This window comes from Terrabacter terrae, from assembly GCF_039529575.1.
In the GTDB taxonomy this organism is placed as follows: domain Bacteria; phylum Actinomycetota; class Actinomycetes; order Actinomycetales; family Dermatophilaceae; genus Terrabacter; species Terrabacter terrae.
The window spans coordinates 214,968-230,461 of sequence record NZ_BAAANB010000021.1; the positions used below are offsets into that span (position 1 = coordinate 214,968).

Genomic DNA, 15,494 nt, shown 5'->3' on the forward strand with positions numbered 1-15,494 from the left:
AATCGTTCATTCAGGCGGCATGGAGATTTCACCGATGTGACACTCAAAAAAGCCGAACTCACCTCAACGGACCGGGGGACGGAGCCGTGGGACTGGTCGGCGGCGAGTCAGGGGGGTCTCGTGAAACTCGTACTGGTCACCGGTGCGGCGGGCTTCATCGGAAGCCACGTCGCGGAGCTGTTGCTGAGCGAGGGCTGGCAGGTCCGGGGGGTCGATGCTCTCACGGACGGCTACGCCCCTGCGGCGAAGCTGCGCAACATCTCGACCTTGGCCCACCACCCGTCGTTCACCCTGGTCCGGGAGGACCTGGCGACGGCGCCGCTCGGGCCCATCGTCGACGGCGTGGAGGCCGTCGTCCACCTGGCGGCGGAGCCGGGCGTCAGCACCTCGTGGGGGGACTCGTTCCCGACGTACGTCGAGCGCAACGTCGTCGCCACCCAGCGCCTGCTCGAGGCGGCCGCGCGCGGGCACGCCCCCCGCGTCGTCTACGCGTCGAGCTCGTCGGTGTACGCGCCGACGCTCGAGGCGATGCGCGAGTCGAGCCCGCTGGCGCCGCTCAGCCCGTACGGCGTCAGCAAGCTCGCCGGCGAGTGCCTGGTCGGCGCGTATGCCCACGAGCGGGGGGTGCCCACCGTGTCGTTGCGGTTCTTCTCCGTCTACGGCCCGCGCCAGCGCCCCGACATGGCCATCCACCGCTTCACCGAGGCGCTGCTCGACGGGCGCGCGGTCTCGGTGTACGGAGACCGGACGCAGCGGCGGGACTTCACCTTCGTCGGTGACGTCGCGCGCGCGGTGGTGTCCGCCGTGACCGCGCCGGTTCCCTCGGGCACGATCCTCAACATCGCGCGCGGCGCCCCGGTGGCCATCCCGGACGTCCTCCGGATGCTCGAGGAGGAGGTGCGGGGAGAGGCGACCGTCGCCCCGATGCCGCACCGTCCGGGAGACACGGAGCAGACCTTCGGCGACAGTCGGGCGGCCGCGGCGGCCCTGGGCTGGCGTGCGACGACGGACCTGCGGCTCGGGCTCAAGCACCAGGTGGCGTGGCACCGCGCGCTGCGCGAGTCGCCACGGGACGGGGTGCCGCCGGTGGTGCCGGCCGAGGGCCCTCCCACCTCTGTGCAGGGTGGGTGGGCGCGGTGAGGCGCCACGAGCCGAGGCTGCTCATCTACTCCCAGGACGGCCTGGGGCTCGGCCACATGCGCCGCACCTCGTTGCTCGCCGCCGAGTTCCTGCGTCAGGTGCCCGGGGCCAGCGCGCTCACCCTCTCCGACTCGCCGCTGGGACAGTACTTCTCCACCGCCCCCGGCCATGACTTCCTCAAGCTGCCGAGCATCCGCAAGTCGGGCCCGGGGGAGTGGGAGGCCGTGTCGCTGTCGGCATCGTTCCGGGACGTCCTCGGCCTGCGTCGGCGACTCATCGCCACCGCCGTGCGTGAGTTCGACCCGGACATCCTCCTGGTCGACCACATGCCGCACGGGGCGATGGGTGAGCTGGTCCCCGCCCTGCGCAAGCTGCGCGGTCACCGGGCACACGTCGTGCTCGGCCTGCGGGACATCATCGACGACCCCGGGGTCGTGCGGCGTCGCTGGACGGCCGAGGGAGCCTACGAGGCGCTCGAGGAGTTCTACGACGAGGTGCTCGTCTACGGCTCCAGCGACGTCCTCGACGTGGCCAGCGAGTACGCCTGGCCGCAGGGCCCGTCGCAGCGGCTGGCGTACGCCGGCTACGTGTGCGGCAGACCGCACCCTCGCGCTCGGCGCCTGGCGGTCGTGTCCGACGGCTGTGCGGAGGGGAACGGACGAGCCCGGCAGGACCCGATGCGGCCACCGACCGTCGTCGTCGTGGCCGGCGGAGGGGCCGACGCGCACCCGATGATGGCCGGGGTCCTCGACGCCGCAGAGGCCGTGCACGAGGAGACGGGGGCGCGGTTCGAGCTCGTCACCGGCCCCTTCATGCCGCGGGAGAAGGTGGCGGAGCTGCGGCGGCGCTCGAAGCAGCTGCCGATGACCGACCTGCGGCGCCGCGTCCACGGCCGTGGTCGGGTCGCGCGGGCCGACCTCGTCGTCTCGATGGCGGGCTACAACACCACGATCGAGCTGCTCAACGACGGCACCCCGGCCCTGCTCGTGCCCCGCAGCGGACCCAGCGCCGAGCAGCGCATCCGGGCGAGCCTCTTCGCGCAGCGCGGCTGGGTGCACTGGCTCGATCCCGACCTGCTCGGGTCCTCGGCCGTGGCCGACGCGATCGTGGGCGCCCTCTCGACCCCGCTGTCCCCGGCGGTCGGGACCGACCTTGGTGGCCGCACGACCGCGGTGGCCCGGCTGACGAGCCATCTCGAGAGCTGGCCCAAGCTCGAGCTGGAGCCGGTCGGCACATGACGGGCACCCCGGCGGTGACGGCAGGCCCGAGGCGCCCGCACGTCGACGCACACGACGTGCTGGCGGGTCGCAGCAGTCCCGAGGACGTATGCCGCTTCCTGACCGAGGCGGTGCCGGTGACCGTCGCCACGGCGCTCGCCCCGCTCCTGCCGGAGGGAGCAGGAAAGCTGCGTGCCGTCGTGACGCGCACCACGCTGAGGCTCGGTCGCAAGCTCACCGTCGGTGTCGCGCTCTCCGGCGGGGCCGTCGGCACACGACAAGCCGTCCTGACGTGGCAGTCGGGCTCGGCGCCCGCTCCGGTCCCGGCTGACCTGCGGTCACGGGTGAGTCCCTCGCTGCGCTCACCGTTCTCCACCCTGGTGCCGCCTCCCGGCCCGGGGGGCCTGACCGTCCTGCTCGCCCCCGTCGACCCCGCGTTCCCGCACCTCGTCGACGTCCACGACCCCGCACGGGTCGCGCGCCTGCTCCGCGGCGCTGGGGTGCCCGGCTTCGAGGACGGGCTTCGCGTCACCGCCCTGCGCTACCGGCCCGGACAGCGCCACGTGCTGAGGCTCGAGAGCACCGACCGGCAGCACCGGCTGTTCGCCAAGTGCTATCGGGACGACTCGGGTCGACGCGCCCTCGACGCCAGTAGCGCTGTGGCGCAGGCGCTCTCGGACCGCTCGGCGCCTGCGGGCACCGCCCGTGCGGCCGGCTACATCCCGTCGCACCGGCTGGTGCTCTGGGCGGGCCACGACGGGATCCCGCTCTCCCGCGTCCTCTGCGCGGAGAGCCCCGGCAGGGACGAGCGGCGGGCGCAGATCGGCCGTGCGGGTGCCGCGCTCCGCGCGATCCACGACGGCGAGGTCCACAGCGGCGGGGGACGGGACGGCGCGGTCCGAGACGGTCCCGTCCGAGACGGCGGGCACCGGCCGGCCTGGTTCCTCGGCAGCGGTCGGGCGGACCCGGCGGCGGAGGCTGCCGCCACACGACGGGCCACCGAGCACGTGAGGGCCCTCGCCCCTGGGGCGGGCGCACGGCTGGACGCCCTCCTCGCCGAGGCGGTCGCCGGGCTGGAGGCGCTGCCCTCCGAGTCCGGTCACCTGGTCCACGGCGACTACAAGGGCGACAACCTCCTCGTCGACGGCGAGCGTCTCGTCGTGCTCGACTTCGACCGCGTCTCGGTGGGGGACCCTGCCGCCGACCTCGGGAAGCTCCTCGCGGACCTCCGCTGGTGGGCGCAGGAGGCGGGGCAGGAGGCGGCACCCTTCGTGGAGGCCGCGCTGGACGGCTACGGCCTGTGCCCGCCCGTGCGGGTCGCGCGGGCGCTGCACTACGGCGTCGTCTTCCAGCTGCGGGCGGTGGGGCGGCGGATCCCGCTGCACCGGCCCGGGTGGGCCCAAGCCGTCGAGGCCTGCCTCGAGACCACTCGAGCAGCGGCGCGTGAGTCGGCGCCCGAGGCGGTGCACGCGAGTGCGCGGCAGACGGGGAGGGGCCCCCGGGGGAGGTCGCGATGACCACCACGTGGCCCACGGCTCCCTCGGGTTGCCTCTGGACCGACGTGGACCGCCTGGTCGGGCTCGTCCAGCCACTCGTCGAGACGGAGGGCAGGCCGGGCGGTGTGCACCAGATCCGCTGGGAGCCCGAGCTCACCACCAGGGTCGCCTTCGAGGCCGGGAACGGCGAGGTGCGCGTGTGCGAGGCGACGCCGACCGGCGTGAGCCGCACCAGCCTGTCCGAGGACCCGTCACTCTGCGGTGCGGCCGCGGTCCTCGACCCGGTCCAGGTTCGACCCCGGCTCGAGCACCTCCTGAGGAGACCGGTCCGCAGCTGCACCACCACGCCGGTCAGCTACCGGCCGGGATCGAGCTGCGTCGTCCGCTGCGATGTCGGGATGCCGACGGGTCGGCGCATCCTCTTCGTCAAGCTGCTCGCCGGCGGGTGCGACGACTATGCTGTGAACCTCCGAGCGCTCTCGTCCCGCCGGAGCGGGACGGCCGCACTCGTCCCCGCGCTCGTGGGGTGCTGGCCGGACCTCGGCGCGGTCGTCACCGCCGGGGTGCGAGGAGCGAGCGCGTCGAGGCTGCTGTCCGACGTGTCCTCACCCGTGCGCGGCCGGCTCCGCCTCGCCGCGCGCCTCGGGCACCTGCTGGCGGACGTCCACCGCGCCGTCCCCGTCCCGGGAGCCCCGGTGCAGGGACGCGGGGTCGTCGACGCGCTCGACGAGCTCACGGCATACCTCCCTGCGGCCTGGCACGCCGACCCGCCGACGGCGCTCTCCCTCGGCTGGGCCCTGGACCGGCTGCGGGACCGGCTGCCGGTGCAGGACGCGCTCGTCTTCGGCCACGGCTCGTTCCGTGCCGGTCAGGTCGTGGTGGGCGACGAGCGCCTCACCGTGCTCGATCTCGACGGGGCCGGCCCGGCCGACCCCGGCCGAGACCTCGGCAACGCCATGGCGTACCTCGAGTGGGAGCGCCTCCGTGCCGGCACCACTCGAGCTCCCGATCTCGGCGGCGCCCTGCTGCAGGGCTACGCCGACGCGGGAGGCCGGGCCGACCCGGACTCCGTCGGCTGGTGGCAGGCCCTGGCCCTGCTGAAGATCGCGGGCCGCCGCTACCGCAGCCTCGACACCGCCCACTGGGAGGCCGTGCCCTCCCTCGTCGCCACCGCCTCCGAGGTGCTCGAGCGCCGCCGGCGCCGCACGCGCGGGTCCGGGAACGGCCGACTGGCCCGGTGGTCGCCGGAGCTCACCGACCCGCGTGCGATGACCGCGCTGCTCAAGGAGCAGCTGCGCGCCGGCGGCCTCGGGAAGGGCCGCATCGTCTCGGCGGAGACGCTTCGGCTCTCGCCCGGCAGGAGGGTGGTGGTCCGCTACCGGGTCACGGGCGGCTCGGAACGGCCGGTGGAGGTCATCGCCAAGGCGTACGCCGAACCGGTGCGGGCGGTCGTGGCGCACGAGAACCTCGTGCTCTTCGACCGGGTGCGTGAGCCGGCCCTGCAGTGCGGCACCCAGACGCCGATCGGGGTGAGCCCGCCCCTCGGCATCGTGCTGTGCCGGTCGGCCCCCGGGCATCCCGTGGTGCCCCTGCCGGCCGGCCCCCGGCGCGGGCCACCGCGCACCCTCGCGCCGTCACAGGATGGCGAATCCCCTTCGAGCGCAGACGTCGTCATCGCAGCCGGGCACCTGGGTCGCTGGCTGCGCACCGTCCACACCACGGGAAGCGGCGCAGGCAGGCGGCTCGACCTGGGCCACGAGGCCGACAACTGCGCGGTGTGGGCAGAGCGCGTCGGCTCGGCCGATGCGACGCTCCTGGCACCCGCGCGCGAGCTGGCGGCCCTGCTGCAGGCGCGCGCGACGACGCTTCCCGTGGTGCTGGACGCCCTCATCCACAAGGACCTGCACCTGGCCCACGTCATCGTCGACGAAGGTGGGGCCGCCACGGTGATCGACCTGGACGAGGCCCGGATGGGAGACCCCGCGTTCGACGTGGCCCACCTGTGCACATACGCCGAGGAGACCGGCTCCGCGCCGGCCGAGCTGGCCCTGCGGGCCTTCCTGGACGCGTACGGCCAGGTCGGCGGCCCGGACCCCGAGCGCCGGCTCGCCTTCTTCCGGGCCTACGCGCTGCTGAAGTTCACCCGTCAGGCGCTGGCGGCCCAGGCCGGCGACGAGGTCGTGCGGGCGAGCCGGCGCCGTCTCGCCGAGGGGGTGGCATGGCTGCGCGAGTGATGTACCTGACGCGCAGCTGGCCACGGCTGTCGCAGACCTTCATCGTCAACGAGGTGCTCGCCCTCGAGCGCCTCGGGGTGGGTCTCGACATCTGGGCGATGACGCCGTCGGGCGAGCAGGTGCGCCAGCCACAGGTGCACCGGGTCCGGGCGCCGGTCAGCTTCGCCGCGGCGGCGGCGCGTCCGGAGGACCACGCCCTGGTCGCGGAGCTCGGGGCCCAGCGGTATGCCGACACCGCCCGGTTCGCGAGCAGCCACCCCGAGCTGTCCACGGGCTACGCGAACGCGAGCACGACCGAGTGCTTCGAGGTGGCGGTCCAGCTCGCTGCGCGGCGGGCGCGCCTCGAGCCGGAGGGCGCACCGGTCACGCACCTGCACGCGCACTTCGCCCACGACCCGGCGCTCGTCGCCCTGCTGGCCCACCTGCTCACCGGGCTCACCTACAGCGTGACCGCGCACGCCCGCGACCTCTACCAGATCCCCCGCGCCAGCCTCCGCGCTCGCGCCGAAGCGGCCACGAGCGTGCTGACCTGCTGCGGGGCGAACGTGGACTTCCTTGCGGCGCAGCTCGGTCCGCAGGCCATGACGAAGGTACGCGTCATCCACCACGGCATCGACCTGCGGCAGTTCACGCCCGGTCAGACCCGTGACGACGGGATCGTCCGGATCGTGTCGGTGGGCCGGCTCGTGGAGAAGAAGGGCTTCCCCGACCTCCTCCGTGCGTGCGCCTGCCTGGTCGGTGTCGGGCCCTTCCACCTGACTGTGTTCGGCGACGGCCCGATGCGCGGCGAGCTGGAGGCGGACCGGCGCGCCCTGGGCCTCGACGACGTGGTGACGTTCGCGGGGGAGCAGGACAGCACCGTCATCGTGGAGGCGATGCGCGATGCGGACGTCTTCGCGATGACGCCGTTCGTCACCACCGACGGCGACCGCGACGGCGTGCCGAACGCCATCGTCGAGGCCCTCGCGTCGGGGCTCCCCGTGGTCTCCACGGCCGTCGGTGGCGTGGCCGAAGCGGTCCAGCACGGGCACAACGGGCTGCTGGCCCCGGCGCGTGACGTCATGGCCGTGTCAGACCACCTCGAGAGCCTGCTGCGCGACCCGGTCCGGCGTCGGATGATGGGGAGGAGAGCACGGCAGACCGCCGAGCGGGCCTTCGACGTCGACCGTGCGGCCGAGCAGCTGGCGCACGTCTTCGGTGTGGCGGAGGTGACCTCATGACCGGCTGGACCGGAACCAGGACCGCCGCACCCGATGCCCCGCACGTCCGCGCCGCCCTGCAGGCCCAGCATGCCGCAGTGCTCGAGGCCCTGGACCCCGACCGCAGCGGCCCGCTGCTGGCGCGGGCCCTCGGGGAGGACCCGTCGACGCCTTGCGTCGTCGTCGACGCGAAGTACGAGCCGGGTCGGCGCGCGACGGTGCTGTACCGGTTCGGCGCCGGGCTCGTGCTGGCCACCGTGCCGGCGCCGGGTCAGCGGGCACCCGGCGAGCTGCTGCCGGACGGCACGGGCGTCAGCAGGTTCCCGGCAGACCCGGGCCTGCCCACCCTGGCCCACGTCCTCACACCCGGTGTCCTCGGTGCAGCACTGCACGACGAGCTGGACGGCGAGCCGGATTCTGAGCTCGACCGTGAGCTCGACCGTGAGCTGGACCGCGAGCCGGACGGCGGGCTCGACGACGCGCTGGACCTCCGACTGCTGCGCTACCGGCCCGGCCGCAGAGCCACCCTCCTCGTCACCGTGCCGGTGGCGCCGAGCCGGATGCGGACCTACGTCGCGAAGGTCTACCACGACAGGGCCAAGGCGGCGGCCGTGGCGAGCGAGGGCCGGGCCCTGCAGGCCCAACCCCTACGGCCGCCGCTGGTCCTCGCACCCGTGGTGGCGCACCTGCCGAGTCTCGCCGTCGTCGTGCAGGGTCGCCTGCCGGGCCACGAGCTCGTCGTCGGCCTCCGCGACCCGGACGTGGTGGTGCGTCGGGGGCCGGACGTCGCGCGCGCGGCGCAGGCGCTCGCCGCCTTCCACCGCGCCGCCGTGCCCAGCGGCCGGCCCCGGCCGCTGAACCGGGAGCTGCACCGCTTCGTCGCCAGGAGCACGGCCATCCGGGCCGTCGACCCGGCCAACGGCGAGCCCCTCCTCGCGCTGGCCCACGAGCTCCTTGACCGGCAGCCGGTGCCCGGACCGGTCTCCCTCGTGCACGGTGACTGCCGGCCGAGCCAGTTCCTCCTCGACGACGACCGGGTCGCCCTGCTCGACCTCGACCACTGCGGGATCGCCGAGCCGGCCTGCGACGTGGGCAACGTCGTGTCCTCACTGCTCCAGTCGGCGGTGCGGGCCTCGGAGGTCGGCCCGACGCGGGACGGTGCGGCGGCGAGCGCGGCCGAGGCGCTGGGTGAGATCTTCGTGACGGCATACCTCTCCCGGGCGCGGGCGGCGGCGCGCGGGGAGAACGGTGGGGTCGATGAGCCCACCGATCCCACCCAGAGGATCCGCTTCCACGTGGCGGTCTCGCTCCTGCGCAAGGCGCTGCGCGCCTGGGCGAGGTCGCCGGTCGCGTCGCTCGCCGAGCAGTACGTGGCCGAGGCGCGGCGAGCTGTTGCCGAGCCGGAGGGGAGGCCCTGTGGTCGCCGTTGACACGAGGGTGGAGACCCCGAGCGAGCAGACGCGACGGCCGTCGCCGCGCCACGCGAAGCAGTCCGACACGTCTCGGGCCTTCGCCCTCATCCGGCGTTACCACGGCGCCAACCGGCCCTTCGTGGTCGGCCTGCTCCTGCTCGTGCTCGAGGCCGTGACGGCCGTCCTCGAGCCCTTCCCCATCGCGTACGCGACCGACTTCGTGGCGGGCAAGGCGCCGAGCCTGCGCGAGCACGGGTTCCCTGCCGTGCTCTCGAACGAGCGTGTCGAGACGATCGTGCTCCTCGGGCTCGCGATCATCCTCATCGCGGCCGTCAACAAGGGCGCCGACTCGCTGTCCGAGGTGTTCCTGGCGCGCGGCGGCCGCGAGCTCGGCTACAACATCCGCGTCACCATGTACGACCGGCTCCAGAAGCTGTCGATGGCCTTCCACGACAAGCGCCGCACCGGCGACGTGCTGACAAGGGTCACCGGCGACGTGCTCGTCGTCGAGGAGTTCATCGTCGACTCCCTGAGCAACATCGTGGCCAGCGCGCTGCTGCTCGTCGGCTCCCTCGTCGCGCTGGTGATGCGCTCGTGGCAGGTGGCCCTCGTCGCGGTGGTCATCGTGCCGGTGCTGGCGCTGGTCGCGAACTACTTCTCGCTGCGCCTCAAGCGCTTCTCGAAGGACCAGCGCGCCAAGGAGGGTGACCTCGCCTCGACGGCCCAGGAGATGCTCTCCTCGATCCGCCTCGTGCAGAGCTACGGTCGCGGCCACGTCGACCTCGAGAACTTCTCGCGGCAGAGCGACCAGAGCATGCGGGCTTCGCTGCGCATCGCGACGGTGCAGGCGCAGTTCAGCTTCGCCATCGCGGTGTTCGAGGGCCTGACGATCGCGGGCGTCGTGTGGCTCAGCTTCTGGCTCGTCGAGACCGGCGTGGTCACCCCGGGGACGCTCGTGCTGTTCGTGCTCCTCATCCAGAACATGTTCAAGCCGTCCCGCAAGATCGTCAGCGAGTGGTACAAGGTCGGCAAGCTCATCGCCAGCACCGAGCGGATCGCCGAGCTGCTGGAGCGCCAGCCCACCGTGCAGGACACGCCGCTGTCGAGGCCGGCCCCCCGGCTCGACGGCCGGCTGAGCTTCACCGACGTGACGTTCAGCTACCGCTCGGAGCTCGACGGCTCCGAGCACGAGACCACGACCACGGGGACCCTCGGGAGCCCGGCGGCCGGCGCGGTGCCGCGCCCCGTGCTCGACGGCATCACCTTCAGTGCGGAGCCGGGCGAGGTCGTCGCCCTCATCGGGTCGAGCGGCGCCGGCAAGAGCACGGTCGCCCAGCTGGTGGCGAGGCTCTACGACCCTGACTCGGGCGTCGTGGCCATCGACGGGACGGACGTCCGGGAGTTCACGCTGGCCTCGCTGCGCAGCCAGGTCAGCCTCGTGCTGCAGGAGACGCTGCTGCTCACCGGGACGGTCGCCGAGAACATCGCCTACGGCATCGACGAGCCCGATCCGGAGCGGATCGAGCGGGCTGCCCGGCTCGCCCAGGCGCACGAGTTCATCGAGCGGCTGCCTCTCGGCTACCAGACGGTGCTCGGCGAGCGGGCCTCGACCTTGTCGGGCGGTCAGCGACAGCGGCTCGCGATCGCCCGCGCGTTCATCCGCGACGCCCCGGTGCTCGTGCTGGACGAGCCGACGACCGGCCTGGACCCGGAGGCCTCGGCCCAGGTCATCCAGGCCCTCCGGACCCTCATCGACGGGACGACGACCCTCGTCATCTCCCACGACGTCGAGCTGGTCCGGTGTGCCGACCGCGTCCTCGTCCTCGACCAGGGGCGGATCGTGCAGGAGGGCAGCCCGGGGACTCTGGCGCAGAGCTCGGGGACGTTCGCCGAGCTCTTCGGCGGACCGGCGTCGGCCGGCAGGGGCGACCGGACGGGCGGCTCCGCAGACCGCAGCCGGGGGTACGCGTGAGGACTGGTGCGCGCGCCGAGCGGATCGAGCGAGGTCTGCCGGCCTGGGCGACCGACCCCTCGTCCGCCGAGCAGCTCGCGCGGGAGTGGGTCACCGAGCGCCGGCCCGGCGTGGTGGTCGCGGCAGCGAGCGCCCACTCCGTGCTCTACCGGGGTCCGGGCGACCTGTCCATGCGGATCGGCGTCCGGCTCGACGGGGCCGGGCCCGCCGTCGTCGGGGACGAGCTCACCCTCATGGTCCACGACCGCGCCGGCGAGGTGTCGGTGACCGCGCTGCCCGACGACCCCTTCCTGCCGACCCTTGCCAAGGTGCTCGAGGGCCGCACGGTCGAGCTGCTCCTGCGCGACGCCGGGCTCGAGCCCGCCGACGGCGCAGGGCAGACCGTGTGCCGGGCCGAGGTCGTGCACCACCCGCGCGAAGGAGCGTGCGTGCTGCGGCTGCACCGGAGCGGGGTGGAGGCCTACGCGAAGGTGTACCCGCGCGAGGAGGACGCCACCGCGGCGGCGGAGGCGGCAGAGGCGGTGTATGCGGCGGGGCGCGGTCAGGCGCTCGGGCGCGGTGGCGAGGTGGTGCGGCTGCCCCGGGTGCTCACGGTGTGCGCGCCGCTGCGGACGACCGTCCTCGAGTCGGTCACGTCTGCCGGCTCCTCGCCCACGGCCATGGACAGGCCCGTGGGCCCGGCGGAGAGTGCCCGGGCACTCCGGGCCTTCCACGGGCTCCGTCCCGCCGGCCGCCTCCCGCGAGTGACCGCAGGATCCCACCTCGACCGCGTTCGCCGGGAGCAGGCGCTCGTCGCGACCGCGTGGCCCGACGTGGCGGAGCAGGTCGACGGGGCGGTCTGCGAAGCCGCCTCCGTCCTGGAGGCCGTCGCATCTCGAGGCCCGGAGCCGGTGCTCTGCCACGGCGACTTCACCCCCGGCCAGCTCGTCAGGGCTCGTGAGGGTCTGGCCCTGCTCGACCTCGACACGCTCGCGCTCGGGGACCCGGCCGCCGATCTCGGCCGTTTCCTTGCCTACGAGGCGGTGCGCGCTGCCCGTCTCTCGCACCCCCCGGCGGTGGCGAGCGCGACCCGCGAAACCGTCCTCGCGGCATACGGGACGCCGCCCGGGGACGAGGAGCCCGCCCGACTGCGAGTGCGCGTGGCGGCATACGAACGGCTCAACCTGGCGCTCGTGGCGCTGCGGGCGACCCGACGGCTCAAGGCTGCCCGGTCCTCGCTCGCCCTGGCCCTTCTCGACTCGACCGACGCGATCCCCGGGAGGCCCGCATGACCACCAGCACGCGTGACCAGTCCATCGATGCGCTCGAGGCGTTCGCGGAGCTGCCCGACTGGCTGTCGGCGCTCATGCGGCCCGGGCGGCTCGAGGCTTCCCTGCGCGAGCACGTGCCCGAGCTGCGCGACGGACGGTTGGCGCTGGTCGAGTGCCGGGCCGACCGCCTGCGCGCGAAGGAGGCGAGCTGGCTGGCCCGCTGCCGCGTGGTGGTCAGACCGGCCTCCGGGGTGGACGGGGCCCTGGCAGAGCCGGTCGAGGTCGTCCTCGTCGGTGAACTGCATCCACCGTCGCGCGCCCTTCCGACGGCACCGCAACGCGGGACCACGTTCGGTGAGCCGGGCCATGAGCTCGTCCTGCCCGACCTGCGCGTCCACCTGCGCACCGAGGAGGCGGACCCGGGCCTGCCGAGCCTCGGTGCCCTGTCCGACCCGCAGGCGTCGGCCCGCATCATCGAGCGCCTGCTGCGGGGGAGCGGGTATCCCGAGGCCACGGTCGCGTCGAGCAGTCCGAGGGTGGTCCGCTACAAGCCGGGCAGCCGCTGCACCATCGTGTACGACGTCGACTACGACCCGCCCGCGGACGGGCTCCCCGACCCGGTGGTGGCCAAGACCCACCAGGGTGACAAGGGTGCGGTGGCGCACGAGGCCATGACCGCGCTGTGGCACACCGACCTCGCCCACGGCGAGCACGTGCTGCTCGCGGAGCCCCTCGGCTACCTGGCCGCCGAGCGCATCCTGCTGCAGGGCCCGGTGCCCGAGGAGCAGACGCTGAAGGCGCTGGCCCGTCAGGCGTTCGAGAGCCTGGACCCGGATCTGCTCGAGACGCTGCGGGCCCAGCTGCGGCGTACCGCAGTGGCGCTCGCCGCCCTGCACCGCAGCGGTGCGCGCTACACGCGCTCGGTCCGGTGGGGCGACGAGCTTGCCGAGACCCGCGAGGTGCTCGACCGCCTCTCGCAGTCCGTGCCGGGGCTGCGCGACGCGGGCGAGCCCATGCTGACGCGCCTCGAGGCGTTCGACCGCGCGACCGGTGCCGACCCGACGGTCAGCGCCCACCACGACTTCCGGCCCGCGCAGGTGCTCCTCGGTGGCGGCCGTCTCGGCTTCATCGACTTCGACGGAGCGGCGATGGCCGAGCCGGGCCTCGACCTCGGGCGGTTCCGCGGCAAGCTGCGTGATATCGGTGTCACGGCCCTCGCCGCGTCGCCGGACGGCTACCGCCCCGACCTGCTCGAGGAGCGGCTGGAGCTGCTCGACGGGTTCTGCGACCTGTTCCTCGACGAGTACCGCGCCCACGCGCCGGTCACGCCGGGGCGCGTGCTGCTCTGGGAGACGATCGACCTGCTCACGGCCCTGCTGCACGCCTGGTCGAAGGTGCGCCTGCTGCGCGTCGAGCCGCGGCTGGCGATCCTCCTGCACCAGCTCCGCACCGCCGACCTCAGCGCGCTGCCGTGAGACGGTGCTCGACGAGGGGCCACCAGTGCCGGGTGACGAGCGTCTCGCGGGCACTCTCGAGGTCGAGCCATTGGCCGTCGACGACCGGGTCGGCGACGCCGTCCACGGCCAGCACCGGCACGTGAGCCCAGGGGCGACATGCCGAGCAACCTGAGATGACCTCGGCTCCTGGTGTCCGCGCCGGATGGCGCGGCGAGGTCACACGTCGGCGGGCAGCGCCTCCAGCTGGTCAGCCAGACGAGGGAGCGACGGCGCGACGAGGTCTGCGGCATACATCGTGTCGGGGTAGGGGACGCCGGTCCGGTTGATCCACGCTGCGCGGAGGCCGGCGGCCTTGGCGCCGTGGACGTCCCACGGGTGAACGGCGACGAGCATCGCCTCGTCGGCGTCGACGTCGCACTTGCCCAACACATACCGGTACGCGGACGCGGCCGGCTTCCACGCGGGCGTGTCCTCGACCGAGAACACGCCCTCGAAGGAGTCCCGTATGCCGCCGCGCTCGAAGAGCCCCTCCGCGACGTCCGCGGAGCCGTTGCTCAAGGTGACGAGCCGCAGCTCGAGCGAGGCCAGGGCGCGGATGCCGTCGCGTACGTCGTCGTGCAGCGGCAGCTGCAGGAAGCCGGCCATGATGTGCCGGGTCGCGGCCTCGACGTTCGCCTTGTCGTGCAGCACCGTGTGCAGCGCCGCCCGGGCGACGTCGGCGAAGGACGGGTTGTGCCCGGTGACCGTCAGGGCGAACCCGTCGCGCAGCAGGCCGGCGAACCACGGGGCGGCGAGGTAGGGCGGCACGCCGACCTCGACGAAGCGGTCGCCGAGGTGCGTCATGTCCGACAGCGTCTCGTTGACGTCGAAGACGAGCAGCCGGGGTCGGCGCTCGAGGGGCGCGAACGGCTCTGGCGGCTCGGGACACTCGGGGAGCGGGCGGCGCGCGATGGGCTCCTCCGGGTCGGAGGCAGGGGTCGGGGTCATGCCCCATCGTGCGCCCGCGACGTGCGGCTCGTCACGCAACCGCCGCAAAAGCCTCGCACTCTGCCGGCTCGGGTCACGGGTCCCGGTGCTGGGTCTCGGGAGGGTGGAAGGTCACGTCTACGTCCTCGAACCCCTTGGTGCGTTCGGCCTGCGCCTGCTCGGTGTAGGCGCGGCGGTCGGCAGGCGTCAGCCGCACGTCGTCGGTGAAGGGGGTCAGCAGCGCCCGTGGGTGCAGCCCGTCCACCCGGACCACGTTGACCTCCACGCACAGCACGACCATCGCGGCGGTGAGGTACAGGAAGGCCAGCATCCCGAGGACGATCGCGAACACGCCGTTGGTGGCGCTGGCGTGCCTCACCACGTGCGACACGTAGGCGACCCCGAAGGACTGGAGCAGCTGCCACCCCACGGCGGCACCGACAGCCCCGGGGAGGACGTCCCGCACCGACAGCTGACGGGTCGTGGCGAACCGGAAGGCGAAGACGAAGAGCAGCCCGTTGAGCAGCACGCCGCCGGCCAGCGTCAGCATCCGGACGGCGACGCCAGAGGACCCGGACCCCGGCGTGCTCACCGTCGACAGGGCCATCGTGCCGAGCACCGCCACGCCCACCGTCCCCAGCAGGACGAGGCTGCGGCCGCGGGCCTTGAACGGGTTCGGCCGGCTGTTGCGCGGCACCCGCCAGGCGCTGTTCATGGCGTACTGCGCCGCCTGCGCCACCCCGAGGCCGCCGTAGAGCGACCCGAGGATGCCGATGACGAGCCCGGCCGCGCCGCCCCCGAGCCGCCTGGGCTCGCCGAGCTGCTCACCCACGACGGGGAACTGTGCCAGCGCCGAGTGGAGCACCTCCTGCTGGAGGTCGGGGTTGCCCGCCAGCACGAAGCCGAGCACCGTCGCGAGGAGCAGCAGCAGGGGGAAGAGGGACACGAACGCGTAGTAGGCGATCAGGGCCGCGAGGTACGGGCCGGTGTCGTCGAAGTACTTGTAGAGCACCGCGATCGGGAAATTCGCGCCCGGGTGCCGACGCTGGAACCGATCGACCCGCTCCAGGACCACGTCAGCCTCCCATCCGCGGCTCGGTCGGACGTTCGACAACGTACCCCGCGACGTCCTCGGAGCCTCGGTGTCGGAG

The 15,494-nt window shown here is 73.8% G+C and carries 12 protein-coding genes; 9 read left to right on the forward strand and 3 right to left on the reverse strand.

What is annotated here, in order from left to right; genetic code table 11:
* The first annotated feature begins 120 nt into the window (after positions 1 to 120).
* From ABD194_RS11150 to ABD194_RS11190, 9 genes are read left to right on the forward strand one after another with little or no spacing between them, the layout of a single operon-like run.
* The gene (locus tag ABD194_RS11150) at positions 121 to 1,140 is read left to right on the forward strand and encodes an NAD-dependent epimerase/dehydratase family protein (protein ID WP_343991266.1); all 1,020 of its coding nucleotides are present in this window, start codon (positions 121 to 123) and stop codon (positions 1,138 to 1,140) included.
* Entirely contained in the window at positions 1,137 to 2,378 is a 1,242-nt protein-coding gene (locus tag ABD194_RS11155) for a glycosyltransferase family protein (protein ID WP_343991268.1), read from the forward strand. Before ABD194_RS11150 ends, ABD194_RS11155 begins: the two co-directional genes overlap by 4 nt.
* Positions 2,375 to 3,874, forward strand: a complete 1,500-nt coding sequence (locus ABD194_RS11160; RefSeq protein WP_343991270.1) for a phosphotransferase family protein — start codon at positions 2,375 to 2,377, stop codon at positions 3,872 to 3,874. Before ABD194_RS11155 ends, ABD194_RS11160 begins: the two co-directional genes overlap by 4 nt.
* Positions 3,871 to 6,087 carry a phosphotransferase gene (locus ABD194_RS11165; protein WP_343991272.1) on the forward strand — a complete coding sequence of 739 codons (2,217 nt, stop codon included), beginning with the start codon at positions 3,871 to 3,873 and terminating at the stop codon, positions 6,085 to 6,087. Before ABD194_RS11160 ends, ABD194_RS11165 begins: the two co-directional genes overlap by 4 nt.
* On the forward strand, positions 6,072 to 7,307 hold the full coding sequence (locus tag ABD194_RS11170) for a glycosyltransferase family 4 protein (RefSeq protein WP_343991274.1): 1,236 nt from the start codon (positions 6,072 to 6,074) through the stop codon (positions 7,305 to 7,307). Before ABD194_RS11165 ends, ABD194_RS11170 begins: the two co-directional genes overlap by 16 nt.
* Positions 7,304 to 8,716, forward strand: coding sequence for an aminoglycoside phosphotransferase family protein (locus ABD194_RS11175; protein ID WP_343991276.1), 1,413 nt, complete (start codon positions 7,304 to 7,306; stop codon positions 8,714 to 8,716). The genes ABD194_RS11170 and ABD194_RS11175 overlap by 4 nt, the downstream gene beginning before the upstream one ends.
* Positions 8,703 to 10,670, forward strand: coding sequence for an ABC transporter ATP-binding protein (locus tag ABD194_RS11180; RefSeq protein ID WP_343991278.1), 1,968 nt, complete (start codon positions 8,703 to 8,705; stop codon positions 10,668 to 10,670). Before ABD194_RS11175 ends, ABD194_RS11180 begins: the two co-directional genes overlap by 14 nt.
* A complete protein-coding gene (locus ABD194_RS11185) occupies positions 10,667 to 11,941 on the forward strand; it encodes a phosphotransferase (RefSeq protein WP_343991280.1) in 1,275 nt (424 codons plus the stop codon). Before ABD194_RS11180 ends, ABD194_RS11185 begins: the two co-directional genes overlap by 4 nt.
* On the forward strand, positions 11,938 to 13,395 hold the full coding sequence (locus ABD194_RS11190; protein ID WP_343991282.1) for an aminoglycoside phosphotransferase/kinase family protein: 1,458 nt from the start codon (positions 11,938 to 11,940) through the stop codon (positions 13,393 to 13,395). The genes ABD194_RS11185 and ABD194_RS11190 overlap by 4 nt, the downstream gene beginning before the upstream one ends.
* Here the strand turns inward: ABD194_RS11190 and ABD194_RS11195 are convergent.
* The 3 genes from ABD194_RS11195 to ABD194_RS11205 all read right to left on the reverse strand — a co-directional run bounded on the left by ABD194_RS11195 (position 13,379) and on the right by ABD194_RS11205 (position 15,418).
* On the reverse strand, positions 13,379 to 13,516 hold the full coding sequence (locus ABD194_RS11195; protein WP_343991284.1) for a hypothetical protein: 138 nt from the start codon (positions 13,514 to 13,516) through the stop codon (positions 13,379 to 13,381). The genes ABD194_RS11190 and ABD194_RS11195 overlap by 17 nt on opposite strands.
* Before the next feature lie 77 nt (positions 13,517 to 13,593).
* The gene (locus ABD194_RS11200; protein WP_343991286.1) at positions 13,594 to 14,364 is read right to left on the reverse strand and encodes a haloacid dehalogenase type II; all 771 of its coding nucleotides are present in this window, start codon (positions 14,362 to 14,364) and stop codon (positions 13,594 to 13,596) included.
* A 73-nt stretch (positions 14,365 to 14,437) separates the two neighbouring features.
* A complete protein-coding gene (locus ABD194_RS11205) occupies positions 14,438 to 15,418 on the reverse strand; it encodes a YihY/virulence factor BrkB family protein (protein ID WP_343991288.1) in 981 nt (326 codons plus the stop codon).
* Positions 15,419 to 15,494: the final 76 nt, after the last annotated feature.

Excerpts from the sequence above, each read along its gene's own strand:
- ABD194_RS11160 (WP_343991270.1), top strand. The coding sequence starts at position 2,375 with ATGACGGGCACCCCGGCGGTGACGGCAGGCCCGAGGCGCCCGCACGTC.
- ABD194_RS11165 (WP_343991272.1), top strand. The coding sequence starts at position 3,871 with ATGACCACCACGTGGCCCACGGCTCCCTCGGGTTGCCTCTGGACCGAC.
- ABD194_RS11170 (WP_343991274.1), top strand. The coding sequence starts at position 6,072 with ATGGCTGCGCGAGTGATGTACCTGACGCGCAGCTGGCCACGGCTGTCG.
- ABD194_RS11175 (WP_343991276.1), top strand. The coding sequence starts at position 7,304 with ATGACCGGCTGGACCGGAACCAGGACCGCCGCACCCGATGCCCCGCAC.
- ABD194_RS11190 (WP_343991282.1), top strand. The coding sequence starts at position 11,938 with ATGACCACCAGCACGCGTGACCAGTCCATCGATGCGCTCGAGGCGTTC.
- ABD194_RS11200 (WP_343991286.1), bottom strand. The coding sequence starts at position 14,364 with ATGACCCCGACCCCTGCCTCCGACCCGGAGGAGCCCATCGCGCGCCGC.